This window comes from Brevibacterium aurantiacum (assembly GCF_003932995.1).
Lineage (GTDB): Bacteria > Actinomycetota > Actinomycetes > Actinomycetales > Brevibacteriaceae > Brevibacterium > Brevibacterium aurantiacum.
This window is the reverse complement of the sequence record NZ_CP025333.1, coordinates 1,053,299-1,073,867: the sequence shown is the minus strand read 5'-3', so window position 1 is coordinate 1,073,867 and position 20,569 is coordinate 1,053,299. Positions and strand designations below refer to the sequence as shown.

Sequence of the window (20,569 nt, the reverse complement as noted above, 5' to 3'; positions counted from 1 at the left end):
TCGGGCCGAGCACCGACCCCGCCGATGGTCAGTCCGATCCGGCGTTCAGTCCGATCCGGCGTTCTGTCCACTCTGGCAGTCAGTCCAGCCGGGACAGGATCTCCTGCGCCTGTGAGTCCGTGATGCGTCCCAGGCCCAGAGCCTTGGCCGTGGTGGATCTGGCCAGAGCAATGTAGCTGTTGCGCGCGGACGGGTTCGACACGTTGAGACTGAACTCACTCAATGCCGCCAGGTGCGCGCTCACTGTGCCCACGTCGCCGCGGCTGACGGGCCCGGTCAGTGCCTTCGACCCGTTCTGCAGGGTGTTCGTCACGCTCGCATCAACGAGGGCTGTGAGCACACGTGAAGGGTCACTCACCCCCGCCTCGGCGAGCATCTCCATGGCTTCGCTGATGATCGTGATCGTGTGATTCGAGGCGTGGGTGATGGCCGCGTGGTACAGGGGCCTGTCTGCCTCGGCCACATCGATGGGTTCGGCTCCCATCTCGACGACCAGTGCCTGTCCGACCGGGCGGATCGGTGCCGGCGCGGTGACGGCAATCGTCGACTGTCGCAGCCGCGCCAAATCGACGGCGGTGCCGGTGAAGGACAGTGATGGGTGCAGGGCGATCGGCAGGGCGCCGAGGCTGGTCCCGGCTTCGAGGACATCGGTTCCATACCGGCCCGAGCAGTGGACGAGGATCTGTCCGGAATGGATCTTGGAGACCTTCACCAGACCGCTGACGAGGGATTCGATCTCATCGTCGGGGACGGCGAAGAGAAGAAGCTCGGCACGGTCTGCGATGTCGTCCGGGGGCAGGACCGGTACGCCTGGGAGCATCTCCTCTGCTCGCTGCAGGCTCGCCGCCGAGGTGGCACTGACACCGATGATCGCGTGACCGGCATCTCGCCAGGCGGCTCCGATGGTCGCCCCGACCTTTCCGCACCCGATGATGCCGATCCCCAGGCGAGGGGCGTCGTCCTGGTTCATTCCCGGGTGGCTCATAGTCTGCCTTCCTTGGCTGTGCGGGCTTCCTCGTCGTAGCGTTGCCGCGCAAGTCGAGTGCGTTCGGAATGTTCGCTGAAGAACTGCTTCGCCTCATCGACGCTCTGGTGGGTGACTCGGGGGTCGATGGGTCCGGCCGTGGAGTGCACGGCGACCGTGCCCAGACCCAACGAGCGCATGAGCGGGCCCTGGTGGTAGCTCATCGATTGCACCCTCACGTGGGGCACGAAGTCGACGCGACGGTCGAGTACTCCCATGCGCAGCACGAGGAGGGAACCGGTCACCGCGTAGGCTCGCCGCTTCCACACCAATGGATCGATGAGTCGTGAGGAACGCGGTTGGCCGTGGAAGAGTTCTTCTGCCCTCCCCGCCTGTGGGTCCTCGGACTTGCGGTCATACATGGCAGAGCGCACCAGGGTCGCTGCGCTGATGTCGTCCGGCAGCTGCGGCTCGGGCAGTGCGAGGCCGACCATGAGCAGTGCCTGGTCGATGTCACCGACGGGCAGGAGGATGTTGGACTCACCGGAACCGCCGGCGCTGGCGATGTTGAATTCGACCTTCCACCATCCGGCCTTCCGCCACAGCAGAGGCTGGTGGAGGCAGACGGCCTGCAGTCGGTCGAGGGGAATGACCTTGCGGGAGGTGGAGACGAGTCCGTGGTTGACAGCCAGTCCGTTCTCTCCCAGCTTGACCACGAAGTTCGCGTTGTCCAGGTTCTTCCTGAAGGCCGAGAACGCCGTGAAGAGGCCGGGGATGACTGCGACGATCATCGGGATGAATGCCTCGGTCAGGCCCAAGACGAGCAAGGCGATCGACACTCCGATGACGAGGAGGACGACGAGGAGCGAGATGATCGTCTCCGACTTCAGCAATGACGAGACCACGACCCGGTGCACTGGCACCCGGATGATCTCGCCTTCCTCGTTGACGTTGGCAGAGACCTGGTAGGGAGCCAGGAGTTCGTTGATGCTCGACTCTGCCTCGTGTGAAGCGCCATCGGCCAGGGACCCGAGGCGTTTGCTCAGGCGTACGCCGATGCTGTCATCGCGACGTTCGGGCACGGTGCGATCGAGGGCAGGCTCACCGGCGATGCCGGAGACAGCACCCGTCTCACTGGAACCAGCCGAGGGATCTGCCGAGGGATCTACCGCGGGCGCATTGACGATGCCTGGAGCGGACGTTGACGCCACCTCGGCGGACTGTCCCGCGGTTGAGGTTGTCGTACCCTGCTGGGCGCCCTGCTTCTTCGCGCGGACGGCGGAGAGGAGCTCATCGCGCAAGGTTTCCGCACGCTTCTTCGACAGGTACTTCAGGGAGATATTGGAATCGGTTCCACCGGCGACATCGAAGACGAGTTCCGCCATTCCCAGAATCCTGGGCAGAAGCTTCTGCTGCAGGTCGATCGACTGCACCCGGTCGAGTCGGGCCTTACGCAGCTTCTTCGACAGCAGACCGCGCCGATAGTAGATGGCTTCGGAATCGATTCGATAGCCCATGACCTTCCACGCCATCCAGCTGAAGAGCGCGGTGATGAGGAGGATGAGGATGAGTCCACCGACCACGCCGAGGATGACGAGGGGATGGCTGCGCAGCCAACCGGCGAACCCCAGATCCACACCATCGCCCCTGGCCAGGTCCTCGATGGCGGTCTGCATGAAGTTCTGCAGACCGTAGGCGGCGGCGATGAAGATACCCACGAGCACGCCGAGGCTCTCAAGAATCGGCGTCAGCGGATGGACCCGGTGCCACACCTCGGGTGCGGCGGCACCGTGGTCAGCTGTCACACCACCGTGGTCGGGCTCCGCAGCACCGTGGTCAGCTGGTTCGTCGTTCGATCCTTCCTCGGCCATGGTCACAGTCCTGCCAAGTTGGCCTGGCCCAGGCCGGCGAGGCTGTCGCGCAGGCGATCGGCCTCTGCCCGGGGCAGACCCGGAATGGTGGCGTCTGTGGACGCCGAGGCGGTGTGCAGCTTCACGGTGGCCAGGCCGAACATCCGATCGATGGGCCCGGCATCCACGTCGACGAACTGCAGTCGGCCATACGGGACGACCGTGGCTTTGTGGAACATGATTCCTCGCCGGATGAGGAGGTCATCTGCCCTCTCCGCGTAGCCGATGGCCTTGGCCTGGCGGAGGGTGATGACGATGAGGAAGACGGTGAATGCCACGAGCACGGCCCAGATCGCATGCAGCCATGGCACCTCGGAGGTGAAGATGATGGCGAAGACGAGTGCCACGATGATCATCGGAACGAGGATCGTCAGTGTCGCGATCGTCTCCTTTACTCCGTATTTGGGGCTGACCCTGTTGAAGTCGGCATCTGTTCCGGACAGATAGTTGAATTCGCGGCTCATGCTGCTTCAGCTCCTGGTGGGTCTTGAGGGGGCAGTGCGCAGAAGCTCTCGACGATCAGGCCGACGATCATCAACGCTGCGGCTGACACCATAGCGAAAAGCATACCTGCCGCCAAATCATTGCGGATGCCCGGTGCTGACAGGAAATAGTAGGCCGCATTTCCCATATACCATCCGGCTAATCCTGCCCCTGTCAGGGCGCTGGCCTTGGCCATGACAGCTACGCGGGCTGCTTGCAGCGAGTCGATCTCTTTGGTGCGGTCGCCTTCGTTCCACTTCTTGATCGGCCAGCCCAGGACCAGCAGGACCGCAGCGAGAATGAGCATCCCGATGATGGCGAACCAGGGCAGTCCCGGCAGGGAGAACCCTTGGCTTTCGAGCAGAACGTCGACCACCGGCGCCAGCACCGCACCGATGACGGCCCAGATGACGAGAGTGCCCGACGAAGTTCGCTGCATAGCTCCAAGTCTCTCAAACCCTGGGCACTTATGGTGCCGGGATTCGCGTGATTTCCTGGTCTCCCAGCTCGGCGAGGACCGCAGCGATCGGCTGCGGACCGGTGGGCGTGAGAATTTCCACATTCTCGTCGAGTTCGGCCCAGGGGGCGAGGACGAAGGCTCGTTCGTGTGCCCGCGGATGCGGCAGTGTCAGTGCTTCGGTGTCGAGCACGACCTCACCGTTGTCGGTGACGAAGCGAATCAGATCGATGTCGAGGGTCCGCGGCCCCCACCGCAGTTCTCGGGTCCGTCCGCAGGCGACCTCGATTCCCTGCGCCACAGCCAAGAGCTCGGCGGCGGGAAGGCTGGTGGTCACGATGAGTCCCAGGTTGAGGAAGTCGTTCTGTTCGACTCCGCCCCAAGGCGCGGTGCGGTATAGCGACGATCGCCTCCGCACCGCGATCTTGGGGTGCCGGTCGAGCGCGGCAACCGCCTGGTCGAGCGTGTCCGCAGCGTCGCCGAGGTTGGCCCCCAGATTGAGGTATGCCTCGTGCTCGCCCGGTGCGGTTCCACCGACCACTCCCCCTGGTGGGGTGGCACTGACCTCGGCATCGTTGCGGGAGCGGTTGACGGTGACGCTGACGTCGTTGAAGCTGCGTTCAATCGGGGCGCCGGGTTTGTGGACGACGACCTCGACGTATTCGGCAAGGGTCAGACAGTGATCAGCGATCGTCGACCCCAGGGTCTCGATGAGGTCGAAGGTGTTGTCCTCCACGATGTGTGCAACGTCCTCGGCCAGTTCCCCGTAGTGGATCGTGTCCACGATGTCGTCGCTGGCAGCGGCTCGGGACACCGAGGTGTGCAGGGTGACATCGATGACGAAGTCCTGACCCTCACGCTTCTCGAAGTCGAAGACCCCATGGTTGCCGCGCACGGTCAGGCCACGCAGCTCAATTCGATCCCGTTGACCGCTCATGCTCGGCCCTCGTCCAAGGAGGCCTCAGAGGATTCTGAGGCTTCTGAGGCTTCAGTCGAGGCATGTGAGTTCACGGCGTCGAGGACCTTGGCAGCGATCGCCGAGGTGGTGGGTTCGTGAACCCGTACCGCCCATGCTCCAGCTTTGGCCGACAGCGCCGAGATCGCGGCAGTGGCCTGATCCTTCGCCGATTCCTCGGCGAGTTTCGGATCCTCCGGGGAGAGCAGGGTGGAGATGAATCGTTTGCGGCTGGCCGCGACGAGGAGACGGTGATCCAGGTTCGCGAATTCGTCGAGGGCCGCGAGGATCTGCCAGTTGTGTTCGGCGTTCTTCGAAAACCCCAGGCCGGGATCGAGGATGATGTTCTCCAGCTTCACCCCGACGGCCACGGCTTCGTCGATTCTCGTCTTCAGCTCCGCGATCACCTCGGCGACGACATCGTCGTAGTGGAAGGACGCCGATGCGCGATCGAGGTACCCGCGCCAGTGCATGAGCACGACGGGGGCAGCTGTCTCCGAGGCAACGGCCAGCATCGTCGGATCGGAGAGTCCGGCTGAGACGTCGTTGATGATGTGGGCGCCGGCATTCAGTGACGCCTCGGCGACCGTGGCTCGCATGGTGTCGACGCTGATGGTCGCCCCCGCTGCTGCCAGCTCACGGATGACGGGAACGACGCGGCGCAGCTCTTCGGCCTCATCGACGCGAACAGAGCCCGGGCGGGTGGACTCGCCGCCGACGTCGATGATGTCGGCGCCGGAATCCAGCAGTTCGAGGCCGTGGGCGATGGCCGAGTCGTGGTCGAAGTAGCGACCGCCGTCTGAGAAGGAGTCGGGCGTGACATTGAGTACGCCCATGATCTTGGTACGTTCCGGTGTGGGCATGTGAGACCTCTACCTCCGGAGGATCAGACTCATGGCTTCTGCTCGCGATGCCGTCTCGCGCAGCTGCCCGCGCACCGCCGAGGTGATGGTCGAGGCGCCCGGCTTGCGGACTCCTCGCATGGTCATGCACAGATGTTCTGCCTCGACGACGACGATCGCGCCCTGCGGCTCGAGGTGTTCGACGAGCGCATCGGCGATCTGAGTCGTCAGCCGCTCCTGGACCTGGGGCCGACGAGCATAGATCTCAACCAGCCGTGCCAGTTTGGACAGCCCTGTGACCTTGCCGTTCTTGCTCGGGATGTAGCCGATGTGAGCGACTCCGTGGAACGGCACCAGGTGGTGTTCGCACGTCGAGTACAGGTCGATGTCGCGCACGAGGACCATCTCCTCGTGACTGATGTCGAACGTTACGCCCAGCACCTCGGCTGGGTCCCGGTGGAGCCCGGCGAAGACCTCTTCATAGGCACGCGCGACCCTGTCCGGGGTCTCGACCAGACCTTCACGATCTGGATCCTCGCCGACGGCGATGAGGATCTCACGCACTGCGGCGGCGATCCTCGCCTGATCGACCTTGTTGCCGGTACCGGCAGGCGCCTCACCGAGGATCTCCGGTACCCCTTCGAGCTCAGACATCAGTAGCCGCTCTCCCTGCCGCCGTCGGAATTGTTCGGGCCACCTGGATTCGTCGGACCCTCAGGACCGGTGCCGGGTGCGCCGTGTGGACCGGTCGGTCCGGTCGGATCATTGGGGTTGATCGGACCCGTGGGGTTGTGCGGAACGTGAGGTCCGTTCACACCCGTCGGACCGGCGCCCGGTACGTCGGTGGTGTCGACTTCCGAGTTGCCGTGGCCCTTGCCGCTGCGGTCGCCGCTGAGCGGTGCCGGCGGATCGATCGGGCCGCGTTCGGATACCGGACGTTCATCGTTGGCCAGCCACACATCGCGTGTGGGGCGCTTGACGATGGGGGTGAAGATCTCAGCCAAAGCCGCCTGATCGAGGGTCTCTCGCTCGAGCAGCTGGTAGGCGAGGTCGTCGAGAACGTCGCGGTTGTGCGTCAGCGCCCAGTAGGCGTCGGCGTGGGCTGCGTCGATGATCTCTCTTACCTCACGGTCGATCGAGGACAGCGTTGCGTCACCGTACTCGTCTCCCCCGCCGTAGCCGCGTCCGGCAAATGGTTCGCCCTGGTCATCGCCGATCTTGACCATGCCCAGTTTGTCGCTCATGCCGTATTGGGTGACCATCTTGCGGGCGATGTTCGTCGCCTTCTCGATGTCGTTGCTGGCACCGGTGGTGGGGTCGTGGAAGACGACTTCCTCGGCGACTCGGCCGCCCATGGCGTAGGCCAGCTGGTCGAGGAGTTCGTTGCGGGTCGTGGAGTACTTGTCCTCGCTCGGCATGACCATTGTGTAGCCCAGGGCTCGACCGCGAGGCAGGATCGTGACCTTGGTGACCGGGTCGGTCTGGTTCATCGCCGCAGCCACCAGGGCGTGTCCGCCCTCGTGGTAGGCGGTGATGAGGCGTTCTTTGTCGTTCATCAGACGGGTCCGCTTCTGCGGTCCGGCGATGACGCGGTCGATGGCCTCATCGAGGATGCGGTTGTCGATGACCTTCGAGTTCTCACGCGCGGTCAGCAGGGCTGCCTCGTTGAGGACGTTGGCCAGGTCAGCACCGGAGAAGCCGGGAGTGCGTTTGGCGATCTGTCCCAGGTCCACATCGTCCGCGAGCGGTTTGCCTTCGGAGTGGACCTCGAGGATGTGCTCACGGCCCTTCATGTCCGGGGCCTCGACAGGGATCTGACGGTCGAAGCGGCCGGGGCGCAGAAGTGCGGGGTCGAGCACGTCGGGACGGTTGGTCGCGGCGATGAGGATGACGTTGGTCTTGACGTCGAAGCCGTCCATTTCGACCAGAAGCTGGTTGAGTGTCTGCTCGCGCTCGTCGTGGCCGCCGCCCATGCCGGCACCGCGCTGGCGGCCGACGGCGTCGATCTCATCGATGAAGATGATGCAGGGGGCGTTGGTCTTGGCCTGCTCGAACAGGTCGCGCACACGTGAGGCGCCGACACCGACGTACATTTCAACGAAGTCCGAACCAGAGATCGAGTAGAAGGGAACGCCTGCTTCACCGGCCACAGCCTTCGCGAGCAGGGTCTTACCGGTACCGGGCTGACCGTAGAGGAGGACACCCTTGGGGATCTTGGCACCGACGGCTTTGAACTTCTCCGGTTCGGCCAGGAACTCCTTGATCTCTTCGAGCTCTTCGAGAGCCTCGTCGACTCCGGCGACGTCCTTGAAGGTGACGTCCGGATTCTCCTTGTTGACCAGCTTCGCCTTCGATTTGCCGAAGTTCATCATCTTCCCGCCCGACATCTGCGAGATGAGGAACCAGAAGACAACGAAGATGATGACGAAGGGGATCAGAGTTCCCAGCAGGGACATGAGCCAGCTCTGCTTGGGCACCTCGTCGGTGTAGCCCTTGCTGGGCTCGGCCGAGTCCACGGCCTTGACGATCTGCTCTCCACGCTGCTCCACGTAGAAGAACTGGACCTTCTTGCCGAAGTCCTGGTCGTCGATGGTGAGGTCGTCCTTGAGGGTCAGGTCGACGCGCTGATCCTTGTCGACGATCTTCGCCTGTTCGACCTTGTCGTCTTGGAGAAGCTCGAGACCCTTCTGGGTGTCGATCTGGCTGAATCCGACTCGGCTGAAGAGCAGAGCACCAATGGACACTACGAGGAGTGCCAGAACGATCCAGACCAATGGGCCTTTCGTCGCCTTGTTGAGCAGTGGGCGACGCTTATTCGACTCGGCCATAAGTCCTCTCAGGAAAAAGATGTGGGCAACCTGTTCAGGCTACCGAGGCTGCCTGGGAACATCCCCCACAGCCTAATACCTCGCACTGACATAGCTCGAATGCACCCGGTTTTGTTCCCGGGTGCAGCGAGCTCTCAGCCAATGCGCGGAACGCTCATGCGTTGGGTTCAGCTGTAGACGTGCTGAGCCAGAGTGGCGACGAACGGAACGTTGCGGTACTTCTCCGCGTAGTCGAGTCCGTAGCCGATGACGAATTCGTTGGGCACATCGAAGCCGATGTACTTGACGTCGATGTCGACCTTGACGGCTTCTGGTTTCCGCAGCATCGTGCAGATCTCGACGGTCGCTGCTCCACGTGAGCGCAGGTTCTGGACCAGCCAGGACAGGGTCAGGCCTGAGTCGATGATGTCCTCGACGATGAGCACGTGGCGATCCGAGAGATCCGTGTCGAGGTCCTTGAGGATGCGCACGACACCGGAGGATTTGGTTCCCGAACCGTAGGAGGAGACGGCCATCCAGTCCATGGTGACCGGCGAGTGGATCGCACGGGCCAGGTCCGCCATGACCATGACGGCACCTTTGAGGACACCGACGAGGAGAATGTCCTTGCCCTTGTAGTCTTCATCGATGGCGGTTGCCAGTTCAACGAGTCGTGCGGCTATCTGTTCTTCCGAGACAAGCACTTTTTCGATGTCATTGCCGAGATCGTTGATGTCCACTGCAGTCGTTTCTCCTCGCTTGGGGTGGGGTGTGTCTCCATTATGATTCACTTCCGCCTCGGCATGCCACCGCGAGGGTCTGTTGTGACTCCGTGGGTGCCTGTCGGGACCAGCTCGTCGTCGACCGTGCCCGGGGATGCGGCGAGGAACCCGGTGATGCCCATGAGCGTGGAGACACCGACCATGAACCACAGCGGCACCGTCCATCCGGCGCTGAGTCCCAGCAGACCGCCGACGGCCAGGGGGCCGATCGCGGCCAGCACGTAGCCCGAGGACTGCACGAATGCCGAGGTCCGCGCCGTGATCGCCACGTCGTGGGTGCGGCCGGTGATGAGGGCGAGTGCGGCGGGGAAGGCGAATCCGCCGTAGCCCAGGAGGATCGCCCACAGGATGGGCATGGTGGTCGGAATGAGGAGCAGCCCGAGGTAGCCGCACACGGCGCTGAGTGCGAAGCTGACGAGGAAGAAGCGCGGGAGGATGCTGCGCATGATGATCTGCGGGGCGAGGAATCCACCGGGGATCCCGCCGAGGGTGACGACCGTGAGCATGAGTCCGGCCAGCACCGGGTCGAGGCCCGCATCACGGTAGATCTGCGGCAGCCACCCGAATTGGACGTAGGCGTTGACCGACTGGAGACCGAAGAACATCGCCATGTACCTGGCCTTGGAAGAGGTGAAGATGTGCCGCCGAGGTGGGGCCGCCTCAGGTGCGTCTCCACCGGGTCGATCGAGGCTGGGCACAGATCGAGCGGCCCGGAGGATGATCCAGGTGACCAGTGCGCAGGCCGGTACGAGGGCCCAGATGCCGAGTCCCACCCGCCAGTTGTCGAAGTGGCCCGTGATGGGGGCGGTGAGGAAGGCGGGGAACATTGCACCCAGCCCCAGGGAGACGGTGAATGCGGTGGCGCCGAGGTTGGTTCGGTCGGGAAAGCGCGTCTTCACATAGACGGGCAGGATGACGTTTCCGATGGACATTCCGGCCAGTGCGACCACGGTCAGCCCGGCAAAGCTGAGCCAGCCGTCGACGAGAGCCCGGGCTCCCACGCCCACTGTGATGAGCACGCACGTCATCACCAGTGATCCGAACAGTCCGACCTTCTTGAGCACGGGCACGGCGATGAATCCGCAGATCGCGAAGATCAGCCCGGGAAGGGCAGTGAGCAGCCCCGTCTGCCATTCAGCCAGAGCGAAGGCACCTTGGACCTCGGAGAGGACGGGGCCCAACGACGAGGCGGCCGGACGCAGGGAGCAGGCGATGAGAATGAGGGCCGCGAGCGCCAGTACATCGAGGCCCCGCCCCGTACGATGACTGTGTTCCGGCTGAGAGGTCATTGCCTCATCCTTTCAGACGCTCGGGGAACTCGGTCTTCGGGTCCGCTGCCGTACTCGGTGGATCGTCGCCCAAGCAGGGTCGGACCAAACAAGAATACGGTATACCATTTGAAGAGCAAGGTTCCCGCCGACTCCGAGGGTTCCCACCGATATGGAAGGACGATGATGACCATTCTGAGAAATGTGCGGCTCTTCCCCCGCACCGCCGATGCCGAAGCCGTCGATGTCGAGATCAAGGACGGGCGCTTCTCCTCGTTCACCCCGCACAGCTCAGGGACCACCTCGGCGGGAGAGATCGACGGTGCCGGCCGGGCGCTGCTGCCCAGCCTCGGCGACGTCCATGCCCATCTCGATTCGAACCGCATGGGTCAGACCTTCCGCCCCCACACGGCGGACGGCACTCTGCACGGCTACATCATGAACGACCGGGAGAACTGGCGCAGCGGCGAGCGCAGCGTCCGCGACCAGGCCGCCTACGTGATCGCGAAGATCGTCGCCTCCGGAGGCACACGCATCCGTTCGCACACTCAGATCGATGCCGACTGCGGGCTGGAGCGCTTCCTCGGCGTCCGAGATGCTCTGGCCGATCATGCCACGATCCTCGACTCTCAGATCGTGGCCTTCCCGCAGGCGGGCATCGTGGCCGAAAAGGGGGTGCGGGACCTGCTCGACGCGGCTTTGAGCGAAGGCGCCGACCTGGTCGGTGGGCTCGACCCGCTCCAATACGATCGCGATCCGGTCGCCCATCTCGATGTCGTCTTCGCGCTGGCGGAGAAACACGGCAAAGGCATCGACATCCACTTGCATGAGCGCGGCAGCGCAGGTGTGTTCACGGTCGAGGAGATCGCTCACCGCACGAAGACCCTGGGCCTGGAGGGACAGGTGACGATCTCCCACGCCTTCGCCCTGAGCTCGAACCCCGCTTCGGAGGTCGAACGAATCGTCGATCTCCTCGCCGAGGCGGGCATCTCACTGACGACCGTGGCACCGCAGAACGGTGTCCTGCCGCAGCGCGGCCTGCGTGAGAATCGGGTGGCAATGGGCCTCGGTGAGGACGGGCAGCGTGACTACTGGAGTCCCTACGGCGACGGTGACCTTCTGCGCCGGACCTGGCAGCTGGCGTTCACCAACGGCTACCGCCGGGATGAGGACATCGAGGCCTGCCTCGACATCGCCTCACGCGGTGGAGCTCAGGTGATGGCCGGTGCCCGACCGGATGCAACGGCACTGGTCGATGATGCCCGCTTTGGTCTGGGCATCGGTGCGCCGGCGGACTTCATGTTGGTTCCCGCCGACACGGTCACCTCGGCGATCATGGACTGCCCTGCCGATCGTGACGTCTTCAAGGACGGTCGCCTCGTGGCCACCGACGGTCGACTGGTTGGCGCCGAAGCCTGAGGCAGCCAGTCTGTGGCTGGATTCAGGCGGTCTGGAGCTGGGGTCAGTCGGCCTTCGCTTCGCGTCGAAAGCGCAGGACCTGGCCGGTGATGATGACCTCGGTGTCACCGGGCAGCGACAGTCGGGTGTGTGCGCGACCCTGTGATCCGGGATCGCGGATCAGGGCGAGCAGTTCGCTGATGCGGGCGGCACCGAAGCTCTGGGCGGGTACATCGAGGGAGATCAGCCACTCGCGGAGGACGCGGGAGGCCAGCGCATCCTCGAGGTCCGCCACCTCGCTCAACGGCACCTCGGTGCGTCCGCGCACTGCGGCGGCTGAGGGCTCGGCGAGTTCGTCGAGGCAGTCGGCATCGGCGCGGCACAGCTCGGCGGTGCGCGCCAGGTTCGCGGTGATCGGCTGGCCCAGATCGGCCTCCAGGGACTCCAGCAGACTGCGGGCGCGCACCCGGGCGAAGGAGTCATCGACATTCATCGGATCGTGCCAGACCTCGATGTTCTGAGCCCGACACGAGGCGAGGGTGCTCGCTCGGTCGACATCGAGGAGGGGGCGGACCACCCGCCCGGTGCGCAGAGCCATTCCGGCCAGCGACCTCGTGCCCGAACCGCGCATGAGACCCAGCAGCACCGTCTCCGCCTGGTCGCTTCGGGTATGCGCGGTCAGCACCCAATCTGCGCCATCTGCCGACCGTGCGGCCTCAAGAGCGTCGTAGCGGGCCTCCCGGGCGGCAGCCTCGAGACCGTCGACGCCGGCCTCAACGTTCACGCTGGAGACCTCGGCGGGCACACCCCAGGATTCGGCGATCGAGATCACCCGTCGGGCCACCTCGGCGGATGTGGGCTGGAGCCCGTGATCAACGGTCACGGCACGCGCGCGCAGCTCCCCGCGGCGGTGGAGGAAGGCGCAGGCGTGCAGCAGCGCCATCGAGTCAGCTCCCCCGGAGACAGCGACGATGACGCTTGGCTGCTGTGGGGAGTCACCTACTTGGGCCAGGGCCTCACGGACGCAGTTGCGGATTGTGCCGCTGGCCGGATCGAGGCTCGGCCGCCGAGGTGGTCGCCCCTCAGCCGTGGACACGGTCCAGCCACAGGCTCGGGGTGTGGATCTCCTCGCTCTTCGGCAGGTTCTCCGGGCTGTCGTAGATGACGGAGAAGCCGGTCTGTCCGACTTCTTTGCGGATGGCGCGGACGAAGGCGGCACCGTCACGGTACTGGGCGAGTTTGAGGTTCATGCCCAACAGGTTCGACAGGAATCCGCCCTGCCCGGCGTCCCTGCGGGCCTCGAATTTGCGGCGCAGCTTTCGCACGCTGGGGATCACTTCGATGCCGACCTCATCCATGACGACGTCGGCGTGGCCTTCGAGGAGGCTGAGGATCGCCGAGGCCTCGTCGAGGGCGCTGCGCATCCCCTCGTCCTGGATCAGGTCGACCATGCTCGCATCGCCCTTGACGATCTTGCCCACGGTGGAGAACACGTCGGCTAGTCCCCGGATGCCCGGGGCCTTGAGCGGGGTCGCGACGACCTGGGAGAGCAGGGAGCGCATGTGCTCGCGCAGCCAGGGTGCGGTCGCGAACTGCACCTGGTGCGTGGCCTCGTGCAAGGCCACCCACATGCGGAAGTCGCGTGGGTTCACGTTCATGGCCTCTTCGGCAATGAGGACCGCAGGAGCCACGAACATCAGCCTGCCAGTGGACACAGCGAACGGATCGAACTGGCCCAGCACCCGTGTGGACAGGAGCGAGAGCACCCCCGCCAACTCCACGGCGGCGGCCTTCGCCGCTCCCGGGCCGACGGGTGCGGGCAGGGAGTCGACGTCGACCATTCCGTTGAGCGACTGGGCGTTGGCCTTGATCCAGCCGATCTGGTCCAGGACGAGCACGGAGCCGGCGCCCAGGCGTGTGCGCACGTCATCGGCATGGGCCGGGTCGAGGAGGAAGGAGTCGACGACGAGTTCCTGGGCTGTGAGCGCATTGTCTTTGAGCCCGGCGACCAGCTCATCGAGCTCATCGGTGTCGGGCACACGTGCTGCGGGGACGAGTTCGCGGGCTGTGCGGGCGGCGAACCTCTCATCGACGATCATCGGCAGCCGCAATTCGCGAGTGCTGCGACGATGTCGTCCACGGTCTTCCTGGCTTCCAATATTTTGTCCTTGTCCACGTCGTCGATCTGCAGGGTGAAGACGAGATAGCGTCCATCGGCATCAAGCACCCCTCCTGCCAGTGAGGTCACGGTCGACAGTGTTCCCGTCTTCGCGTGCACGGCTCCGGCTGCGTTCCTGTCCTTGGTGAATCTGTCTGTGAGCGTACCGGTCAGCCCGCCCACGGGCATCGCGGCGATGAGGTCTGAGAGCGAATCATCGGCGACGACCGAGGCCTGCAGGATGGTCGTCAGATCATGCGGACTGATCTGGTTGTCATAGGACAGACCCGAGGTGTCCTCGAGGTGCGTCTGGCCCAGGTCCACAGTGTCCGACAGGGCGTCGAGCACAGCCTGCGGGCCGGCTTCGAGGCTGCCCGGTTCGCCCTGAGCGATGGCGACCTCGTTGCCGAGGACCTCGGCGACGACGTTGTCACTGTGCACGAGGGCGTATTCGACGATCTCGGAGATCGTGGCCGACTCCACCTCTGCCAGCTCGGTGAGCTTCGCCTCATCGCCGGTCTGCGCGTCATCGTCGGTGGCATCGGCAGGCTGCGGATCCTTGGAGACCGTGATGCCGGCCGCCTTGAGTTCCTTGGTGAACACGGCGAAGGCGTCCTTGGCCGGATGCTCGCTGCGCCCGCGCCATTCCTTGTCCTTGCTGCCGACGTAGCCGGTGTCGATCATCAGCGGCTGGATGGGGGTGATCACGCCCTTGGCGATGTCGACGCGCTCCCAGCCGGGACTGAAGTCCTTGCCCGAGTACCGGGACGTATCCAGGTCAAGGGCCACCTCGGCGACGTTCTGGCTCTTCAGCGACTCCGCGGTCTGCTGGGCCAGCGTCGCCAGTCCGGCGTGACCGTTCACGGCCCCTGGCTGGGACTCCCTCGCGCCCAGCAGCGAGTCACCACCGCCCTGCAGCGTCACCGTCGACGTCGCCGGGTCGAACTGTGTGGTCGTGGACAGTCGCTTCTCGCCGCCGATCGTCAGCAGTGCTGCGGAACCGGTGAGGACCTTCGTCACCGAGGCAGGGGTGCGCGGTTTGTTCTCGTTCTTCGCGTAGAGGATGTCATCGCTGAGACCGTCGCGGATCTCGATGCCGAAGCCCTTGACCTTGGCGTCGGAGAGGACCTTGTCCACCTCGTCTGGGATCGCCGTGGGCACCGGTGCAGAATCATCGAGCGCCGAGGCGGGTGCGGGCACGTCCTTGCCCTGAGCGTGGGGTGAGGGGACGTCCTGGACCTCGATCGCAGGCTCGGTGGTCAGTATTCCCGGGAGTTCGGGGAAGACGTCGTAGGCGTCGAGTGCCGCGACTCCGGCCAGCAGTACAGCAAGGCTGCCTGCCGTGATTCCGGCGACGGCCTTCTTCGACCGCTTCGACTTCTTCCGCTCCGGGGTCGGGTTCAAGCGCGGGCCCTCATTCTCATTGCTGCCGTCCTCGCCGTAGCCGTTGTGGTTGTCGTTCGTGGGGACTTGTAAGCTCTATTCTAGTGATGCAACCCTAGCTTGAAGGAGCACTATGGAACTCTTGGCCACAATCGAGATCCCGCGCGGATCGCGCAACAAGTACGAGGTCGACCACGAGACCGGTCGGGTCAAGCTCGACCGCTACCTCTACACCTCGATGCAGTACCCCGCTGACTACGGCTTCTTCGAAGACACCCTGGGCAACGACGGTGACCCGCTCGACGTGCTCGTCCTGCTGCCCGAACCGCTGTTCCCCGGCGTCCTCATCGATGTGCGCCCCATCGGCATGTTCAAGATGGAAGACGAAGCAGGCGGCGACGACAAGGTCCTCGGCGTCACCGCTGGCGACCCCCGGTGGGAGAGCTACCAGGACATCGGCGACGTCGACCAGTTCACCCTGGATTCGATCGAGCACTTCTTCACCCGCTACAAGGACCTTGAGCCCGGCAAGTTCGTCAAGGGCTCCAGCTGGGTGGGCCGCGCCGAGGCCGAGGCTGAGGTCGAGGCCTCGATCAAGCGCTTCAAAGAGTCTCACTGAGTTCACCCTCGCCGAGGTGGTGTGAAGCATCCCCTCGTCCCGAGTTCAGAGACCGTCCGGACGTCATCGTCCGGGCGGTCTCTGCATTCACCAGACCCGCGGCTGTCGCACCTGGAGTGACGCACTACTTAGGTGATCCTAATGAGAAGTGTGAGCCAGGTTATGCGATTGTCGAGACATGAAACTCGATCATGTGTCCTTCGCCAGCGAACCAGACGGGTACAAAGCGACTGCCGAGAGAATCTCGGAGAAGCTCGGTGTGGTTCCCTACGACGGTGGCGTGCATCCTCGATTCGGTACCAGAAATCTGATCTTCCCCCTCGCGAACGGTCATTACCTCGAAGTCGTCGAAGCCTTGGAGCACCCGGCCGCGCTGTCAACACCCTTCGGCCAGGCAGTCCGAGCTCGTTCCGAGCTCGGCGGCGGCTGGATGGGCTGGTGCGTCTCGGTCGATGACCTCGCCGGAGTGGAGACCCGTCTCGAACGCAAGGCCGTCGACGGAAACCGCACCCCAGAATCAGGTCTGGAACTCAAGTGGCTGCAGATCGGAATCAAGGGGCTCATCGCCGACCCCCAGCTTCCGTTCTTCATCAAGTGGGCTGCCGACTCGTCCCAGCACCCTTCGTCCTACAAGACCAATGGCGACGTCGCCATCGATACCCTGCAGATCGCCGGGGATCGTGACCGACTGCGCGATTGGCTGGGGACACAGGATCCCAAGCCGATCCCGGAGATCCACATCGACTGGTCGGCGCCGCACGGGACTCCCGGCATCATGTCCATCAGTTTCGAGACCGCCAAGAACGGTCCCGTCATCATCTGAGATGCTGTAGGCCTGACCGTTCGGCACTGTTCGGCATTCGCCGGGCAGCATTCGCGGGACGGAGCCGAACAGCCGCGTCATGACTGACGCCGCACAACGTCGAGGGCAGCGCACCGAATCGGTGTGCTGCCCTCAACGTTTCTGCTTCGCGGCTCCCGAGACAGAGGAGCGGCTCCTAGGGAAGACGAGCGGCTCTCGAGACAGACGAAGAGTGGTCGTTTTGTGCTGAAATCCGAGCTGCTTTCAGCACAAAACGACCACTCAAGCGCCTGGCTTCGTCGGCTCAGACCTCTGCGGACTCCGAGGGGAGGTCGTCCTCGGTGCCCTCAACCGACTTCTTCTTGCGCATATGTGCGGCAGTTGCCATCGCACCACCCGCGGCGAGCAGACCGGCGCCTCCGCCGAGGAGCGGCAGCGTGCTGTCGTTGCCGGTGCGCGGCAGCTCACCGCCACCTCCGGAGCCCGATCCGCCGTTCGCGCCCGAACCGGACCCACCGGATCCTGAACCGCCACCACCGGATCCGCCGGAGCCCGATCCGCCGTTCGAACCGGCATCACTCGCGCCTGCAGCTCCGGCCGCCGCAGCTGCATCCTTGGCACCGTCCTGCGAGCCGCTCTTCGAGCCCTCGGACGAGCCGCCGTCAGACCCGTCGGACGAGCCGTCCTCATTGCCTTCGGCATCCGCGTCCTTGCCCGCGTCCTTCGGATCCTCGGTCGGAGGATCGGTCGGATCCTCGGTCGGAGGATCGGTCGGATCCTCGGTCGGAGGATCGGTGGGCTCCTCACCGCTGCCCTTGATCACCTGGACCACAGTCGGGCGGGGAAGCGCGGCCACGCCCTTGTCGACGTCCGTGGCATCAACGTAGTCGGGGAACTGCGAGTGCTGATCCGACCATTCTCCGTCCTCGCCGGGGTGCTGGACGGCCACGAACGCCGAGTTGTAGGAATCGTGGACAAGTGGTCCGCAGACCTCGCCCTCACGCGGGACGGAGAGGAACTGCTCGACGCGGCCCCGCTGTTCGCCTTCGATGGTGACCTTGAACAGTCCATCGCAGTAGCCGATGCCGTCGGGGGCACCATCGGTGGAGATCCACAGGTTGCCGGCCGAATCGAATGTGACGTTGTCGGGGCAGGAGATCGGAGAGACCTGGTCGGCGGGGAAACCTGAGAAGTAGGTCGTGTCTCCCTGTTTCGGATCACCGCACACCAGCAGCAGCGTCCAGTCGAACTCAGTGCCGGTGTGGTCCCCGCCGCGTTCGGTCAGTTCGACGATGTGTCCGTCGCGGTTCTCGGTGCGCGGGTTCGCCTCGTCGGCCACGGCCTTGCCGTCTACACCCCGGTCCGAGTTGTTCGTGCACGCGACGTAGATCTTCCCGTTGACGGGGTTGGGTTCGACGTCCTCGCAGCGGTCCATCTTCGTGGGCCCGACCTTGTCGGCCGCCAGTCGGGTGTTGACCAGCACCTCTTCGATGGCCATGCCTGAGACCTGTGATTTGCCGTCCTTGATCAGCGGCAGCCACTGCCCGCTGCCATCGAACTCACCATCGGCCGGCACCTCACCGCTGCCGTCGATCTCGCCCTTCGGGGAGTTGCCCGTGAACTTCGCGACGAAGAGATCGCCCTCCGTCAGCAGCGTCATGTTGTGGGACAGGTCGCCCTCAATGTACTTGCCCTTGGACACGAACTTGTAGAGGTAGTCGAACTTCTCGTCATCGCCCATGTACGCGACGGCCTGACCCGAATCGGCGATCGTGATGTTCGCACCCTCGTGTTTGAGGCGTCCCAGACTGGTGTGCTTGAGCGGAGTCGATTCGGGATCCCGGGGGTCGACCTCGACGATCCAGCCGAACCGGTTCGCTTCGTTGGCGTAGCCGGGGTTGTTCGTGTCGAAGCGCTTGACATCGGCTTCCCAGCCGTTGGCTGAGGCCTCGCTGGTCAGGCCGTAGCGTTTGTCGGCCGCCGAGGTGCCCTGCGCTTTGAAGTAGGAGTTGAAGTTCTCCTCGCCGGAGACCAGCGTGCCCCACGGGGTCAGACCACCCGAGCAGTTGCCCAGGGTGCCCTGAGCCTTATCGCCGCCTGGGTAGTCCTTCGTGCGCAGCAGATCGGAGCCGGCCGCCGGCCCGGTGAATGCGTATTCGGTGTCGATGAGGAAGCGGCGATTGTTGGCACCGTTGACGTCGACCTTCCACGGAGACCTCTCATCTGACCGGACCAGTTCCGCGACCGTCAGCCCGTGTGCGTCGCGGCTGATGGCCCTCTGGGTGGCCTTGTCCATGCTGTCGGGGTACATGATCGCATCGTTCGTGTACTCCTGGTTGGAGAATAGGAGAGCCCGGTTGCCGTCGCCGCTCTCGTCGACCTGGATCGCGAGGTAGTCGTTGTTGTACCCGAACTGACGGCGCTGGGATTCGACGCTCTGGTTCTCGGGGTCGAACTTCGGTGCGTCCGGGAACAGCCGGTCGCCCCACCGGACGACGGGGTGCCAGGAGTAGCCCTCGGGGACGATGAACTCGTCGACCTCGTGCTGGACCGGCTCGATCGCGGTGAAGTCGAGGGTACCTCCGGTCCCTGCTGCTGCCGCGGCCGCACGTGACGTCGGGCTCGGTGCACTCGTGACTGCGATGGCCAGTGCTCCTGCCGCCGATGCCCCCAGCGCTGCCCGACGGGACAGCTGCGTCCCGACGATGTCGCGGAAGTAGCTGTTGGACGAAGTGTTGCAGATCGCCTTCGTGCACGCGTTGTCGCATTTGAGCGCACAAGTGACGGGGCTGCGCTTGCCACGGACGTGGTCGGCCATAGGCAGAAGTTCACGTAGGGGTGCCATCGGTTCGGTTGTCTCCTCAGATCGGGTCTGTCGGCCCTGCCTCGCGAAGCGGAGTCGGGCTCACCAGGTCGAGACTTTCAGGGTCAGTTGGACCCAGCACTACTGCTCGATGAACTGCGCATGAACCAGTTCAGCCGATGTCGACGAGGGTGAGGATCCCCGGTGCCAGAAATCCGACGGCATCGATGATGAAGTGTGCCCACACCAGCGGCATCAGCCTGCCTCTGCGCATGAAGTACCACCCGAAGATGATGCCCATGGCGACGTTGCCGATGAATGGTCCGATGCCCTGATACAGGTGGTAGCTGGCGCGGAAGACTGCCAGACTGATGATGATCGGCCATGTCCCGCAGCCCAGGCGCTGGAGACGTTCGGCCCCGAAACCGAAGATGATGACCTCTTCGACGATGCCGTTCTTCGCCGCTGCCAGGATGAGCACGGGAATGGTCCACCAATGATCGCCGAGGTTGGCCGGTTGGATCTCGGCCGTGATCCCCAGTGCCCTGCCGCCCGCGTAGACGGCCAAGGTGCCGAGGCCGATGATGGCGAAGATGAGAGTTCCGCGACCGAGGTCCCTCGCCCTCTGGCCGTTCACGCCCAGCCGAATGCTCAGCGGCGGCGCGTCCGCGTCGCGGGTCAGCAGGTAGAGCGCCAGGAGCACCGGCACGAGGGTGAAGCCGATGTCGAGGATCTGGTAGACGAGGTCGAAGCCCGGGCGTGGCGATATCGAGGTGTTGAGCTTCGCCTGGGCTTCGCTGATCGGGCCACGCGTGGTGATGTCGGCCAGTCGCACAATCGCATAGACCGCTGATTGGCCCAGCGAGAGCGCCGCAACGAGAACGAGCTCGCACCACAGGCGCTTCTTGTCCTGTGGTGCGAGCTCGGTCATCATGGAT

At 64.5% G+C, this 20,569-nt stretch carries 18 protein-coding genes; 3 read left to right on the top strand and 15 right to left on the bottom strand.

What is annotated here, in order from left to right; translation table 11 throughout:
• Positions 1 to 79: 79 nt before the first annotated feature.
• The 10 genes from CXR25_RS04870 to CXR25_RS04825 form a co-directional block, all read right to left on the bottom strand.
• Entirely contained in the window at positions 80 to 985 is a 906-nt protein-coding gene (locus tag CXR25_RS04870; protein ID WP_083248673.1) for a Rossmann-like and DUF2520 domain-containing protein, read from the bottom strand.
• On the bottom strand, positions 982 to 2,835 hold the full coding sequence (locus CXR25_RS04865; protein WP_096146640.1) for a PH domain-containing protein: 1,854 nt from the start codon (positions 2,833 to 2,835) through the stop codon (positions 982 to 984). Before CXR25_RS04865 ends, CXR25_RS04870 begins: the two co-directional genes overlap by 4 nt.
• A gap of 2 nt (positions 2,836 to 2,837) precedes the next feature.
• The gene (locus CXR25_RS04860) at positions 2,838 to 3,338 is read right to left on the bottom strand and encodes a PH domain-containing protein (RefSeq protein WP_009884266.1); all 501 of its coding nucleotides are present in this window, start codon (positions 3,336 to 3,338) and stop codon (positions 2,838 to 2,840) included.
• A complete protein-coding gene (locus CXR25_RS04855) occupies positions 3,335 to 3,796 on the bottom strand; it encodes a DUF3180 domain-containing protein (protein WP_069599676.1) in 462 nt (153 codons plus the stop codon). Before CXR25_RS04855 ends, CXR25_RS04860 begins: the two co-directional genes overlap by 4 nt.
• A 28-nt stretch (positions 3,797 to 3,824) precedes the next feature.
• Positions 3,825 to 4,751, bottom strand: coding sequence for a 2-amino-4-hydroxy-6-hydroxymethyldihydropteridine diphosphokinase (gene folK / locus CXR25_RS04850; RefSeq protein WP_096167103.1), 927 nt, complete (start codon positions 4,749 to 4,751; stop codon positions 3,825 to 3,827).
• A complete protein-coding gene (folP, locus tag CXR25_RS04845; RefSeq protein ID WP_069599675.1) occupies positions 4,748 to 5,632 on the bottom strand; it encodes a dihydropteroate synthase in 885 nt (294 codons plus the stop codon). The genes folK and folP overlap by 4 nt, the downstream gene beginning before the upstream one ends.
• A 9-nt stretch (positions 5,633 to 5,641) precedes the next feature.
• On the bottom strand, positions 5,642 to 6,265 hold the full coding sequence (folE, locus tag CXR25_RS04840; RefSeq protein ID WP_009883403.1) for a GTP cyclohydrolase I FolE: 624 nt from the start codon (positions 6,263 to 6,265) through the stop codon (positions 5,642 to 5,644).
• A complete protein-coding gene (gene ftsH, locus CXR25_RS04835) occupies positions 6,265 to 8,439 on the bottom strand; it encodes an ATP-dependent zinc metalloprotease FtsH (protein WP_009883402.1) in 2,175 nt (724 codons plus the stop codon). The genes folE and ftsH overlap by 1 nt, the downstream gene beginning before the upstream one ends.
• Before the next feature lie 167 nt (positions 8,440 to 8,606).
• Positions 8,607 to 9,158 carry a hypoxanthine phosphoribosyltransferase gene (gene hpt, locus CXR25_RS04830; protein WP_009883401.1) on the bottom strand — a complete coding sequence of 184 codons (552 nt, stop codon included), beginning with the start codon at positions 9,156 to 9,158 and terminating at the stop codon, positions 8,607 to 8,609.
• A gap of 47 nt (positions 9,159 to 9,205) precedes the next feature.
• The gene (locus CXR25_RS04825) at positions 9,206 to 10,489 is read right to left on the bottom strand and encodes an MFS transporter (protein WP_009883400.1); all 1,284 of its coding nucleotides are present in this window, start codon (positions 10,487 to 10,489) and stop codon (positions 9,206 to 9,208) included.
• A 162-nt stretch (positions 10,490 to 10,651) separates the two neighbouring features.
• On the opposite strand from CXR25_RS04825, the gene CXR25_RS04820 reads away from it, so the two are divergent.
• The gene (locus CXR25_RS04820; protein ID WP_226829761.1) at positions 10,652 to 11,887 is read left to right on the top strand and encodes an amidohydrolase family protein; all 1,236 of its coding nucleotides are present in this window, start codon (positions 10,652 to 10,654) and stop codon (positions 11,885 to 11,887) included.
• A 43-nt stretch (positions 11,888 to 11,930) separates the two neighbouring features.
• On the opposite strand, the gene tilS is transcribed toward CXR25_RS04820, so the two are convergent.
• Genes tilS through dacB form a run of 3 tightly spaced genes read right to left on the bottom strand, consistent with a single transcriptional unit; the run spans position 11,931 to position 15,428 of the window.
• Complete coding sequence (gene tilS, locus CXR25_RS04815; RefSeq protein ID WP_029417078.1) at positions 11,931 to 12,962, bottom strand: tRNA lysidine(34) synthetase TilS; 1,032 nt, start codon at positions 12,960 to 12,962, stop codon at positions 11,931 to 11,933.
• Positions 12,949 to 13,965, bottom strand: a complete 1,017-nt coding sequence (locus tag CXR25_RS04810) for a zinc-dependent metalloprotease (protein ID WP_096158953.1) — start codon at positions 13,963 to 13,965, stop codon at positions 12,949 to 12,951. Before CXR25_RS04810 ends, tilS begins: the two co-directional genes overlap by 14 nt.
• Positions 13,962 to 15,428: a D-alanyl-D-alanine carboxypeptidase/D-alanyl-D-alanine endopeptidase gene (dacB, locus tag CXR25_RS04805; protein ID WP_096158390.1), complete on the bottom strand. Its 1,467-nt coding sequence runs from the start codon at positions 15,426 to 15,428 to the stop codon at positions 13,962 to 13,964. Before dacB ends, CXR25_RS04810 begins: the two co-directional genes overlap by 4 nt.
• 112 nt (positions 15,429 to 15,540) lie before the next feature.
• On the opposite strand from dacB, the gene CXR25_RS04800 reads away from it, so the two are divergent.
• Both CXR25_RS04800 and CXR25_RS04795 read left to right on the top strand, forming a co-directional pair.
• Entirely contained in the window at positions 15,541 to 16,026 is a 486-nt protein-coding gene (locus CXR25_RS04800; RefSeq protein ID WP_009883395.1) for an inorganic diphosphatase, read from the top strand.
• A gap of 178 nt (positions 16,027 to 16,204) precedes the next feature.
• Complete coding sequence (locus CXR25_RS04795) at positions 16,205 to 16,849, top strand: VOC family protein (protein ID WP_009883394.1); 645 nt, start codon at positions 16,205 to 16,207, stop codon at positions 16,847 to 16,849.
• A 283-nt stretch (positions 16,850 to 17,132) separates the two neighbouring features.
• Here CXR25_RS04795 and CXR25_RS04790 read toward each other — a convergent pair whose 3' ends face one another.
• Positions 17,133 to 19,673, bottom strand: coding sequence for a PhoX family protein (locus CXR25_RS04790; protein ID WP_069599672.1), 2,541 nt, complete (start codon positions 19,671 to 19,673; stop codon positions 17,133 to 17,135).
• A 130-nt stretch (positions 19,674 to 19,803) separates the two neighbouring features.
• The gene (locus CXR25_RS04785) at positions 19,804 to 20,565 is read right to left on the bottom strand and encodes a CPBP family intramembrane glutamic endopeptidase (RefSeq protein WP_069601289.1); all 762 of its coding nucleotides are present in this window, start codon (positions 20,563 to 20,565) and stop codon (positions 19,804 to 19,806) included.
• Between the last annotated feature and the right edge of the window lie 4 nt (positions 20,566 to 20,569).

What these genes read in the sequence shown, in the direction of transcription:
- CXR25_RS04795 (WP_009883394.1), top strand. Translation starts at nt 16,205, where the DNA reads ATGAAACTCGATCATGTGTCCTTCGCCAGCGAACCAGACGGGTACAAA.
- CXR25_RS04860 (WP_009884266.1), bottom strand. Translation starts at nt 3,338, where the DNA reads ATGAGCCGCGAATTCAACTATCTGTCCGGAACAGATGCCGACTTCAAC.
- CXR25_RS04790 (WP_069599672.1), bottom strand. Translation starts at nt 19,673, where the DNA reads ATGGCACCCCTACGTGAACTTCTGCCTATGGCCGACCACGTCCGTGGC.
- CXR25_RS04785 (WP_069601289.1), bottom strand. Translation starts at nt 20,565, where the DNA reads ATGATGACCGAGCTCGCACCACAGGACAAGAAGCGCCTGTGGTGCGAG.
- folK (WP_096167103.1), bottom strand. Translation starts at nt 4,751, where the DNA reads ATGAGCGGTCAACGGGATCGAATTGAGCTGCGTGGCCTGACCGTGCGC.
- CXR25_RS04800 (WP_009883395.1), top strand. Translation starts at nt 15,541, where the DNA reads ATGGAACTCTTGGCCACAATCGAGATCCCGCGCGGATCGCGCAACAAG.
- folE (WP_009883403.1), bottom strand. Translation starts at nt 6,265, where the DNA reads ATGTCTGAGCTCGAAGGGGTACCGGAGATCCTCGGTGAGGCGCCTGCC.
- CXR25_RS04825 (WP_009883400.1), bottom strand. Translation starts at nt 10,489, where the DNA reads ATGACCTCTCAGCCGGAACACAGTCATCGTACGGGGCGGGGCCTCGAT.
- CXR25_RS04865 (WP_096146640.1), bottom strand. Translation starts at nt 2,835, where the DNA reads ATGGCCGAGGAAGGATCGAACGACGAACCAGCTGACCACGGTGCTGCG.
- CXR25_RS04820 (WP_226829761.1), top strand. Translation starts at nt 10,652, where the DNA reads ATGATGACCATTCTGAGAAATGTGCGGCTCTTCCCCCGCACCGCCGAT.
- folP (WP_069599675.1), bottom strand. Translation starts at nt 5,632, where the DNA reads ATGCCCACACCGGAACGTACCAAGATCATGGGCGTACTCAATGTCACG.
- CXR25_RS04810 (WP_096158953.1), bottom strand. Translation starts at nt 13,965, where the DNA reads ATGATCGTCGATGAGAGGTTCGCCGCCCGCACAGCCCGCGAACTCGTC.
- CXR25_RS04855 (WP_069599676.1), bottom strand. Translation starts at nt 3,796, where the DNA reads ATGCAGCGAACTTCGTCGGGCACTCTCGTCATCTGGGCCGTCATCGGT.
- CXR25_RS04870 (WP_083248673.1), bottom strand. Translation starts at nt 985, where the DNA reads ATGAGCCACCCGGGAATGAACCAGGACGACGCCCCTCGCCTGGGGATC.
- ftsH (WP_009883402.1), bottom strand. Translation starts at nt 8,439, where the DNA reads ATGGCCGAGTCGAATAAGCGTCGCCCACTGCTCAACAAGGCGACGAAA.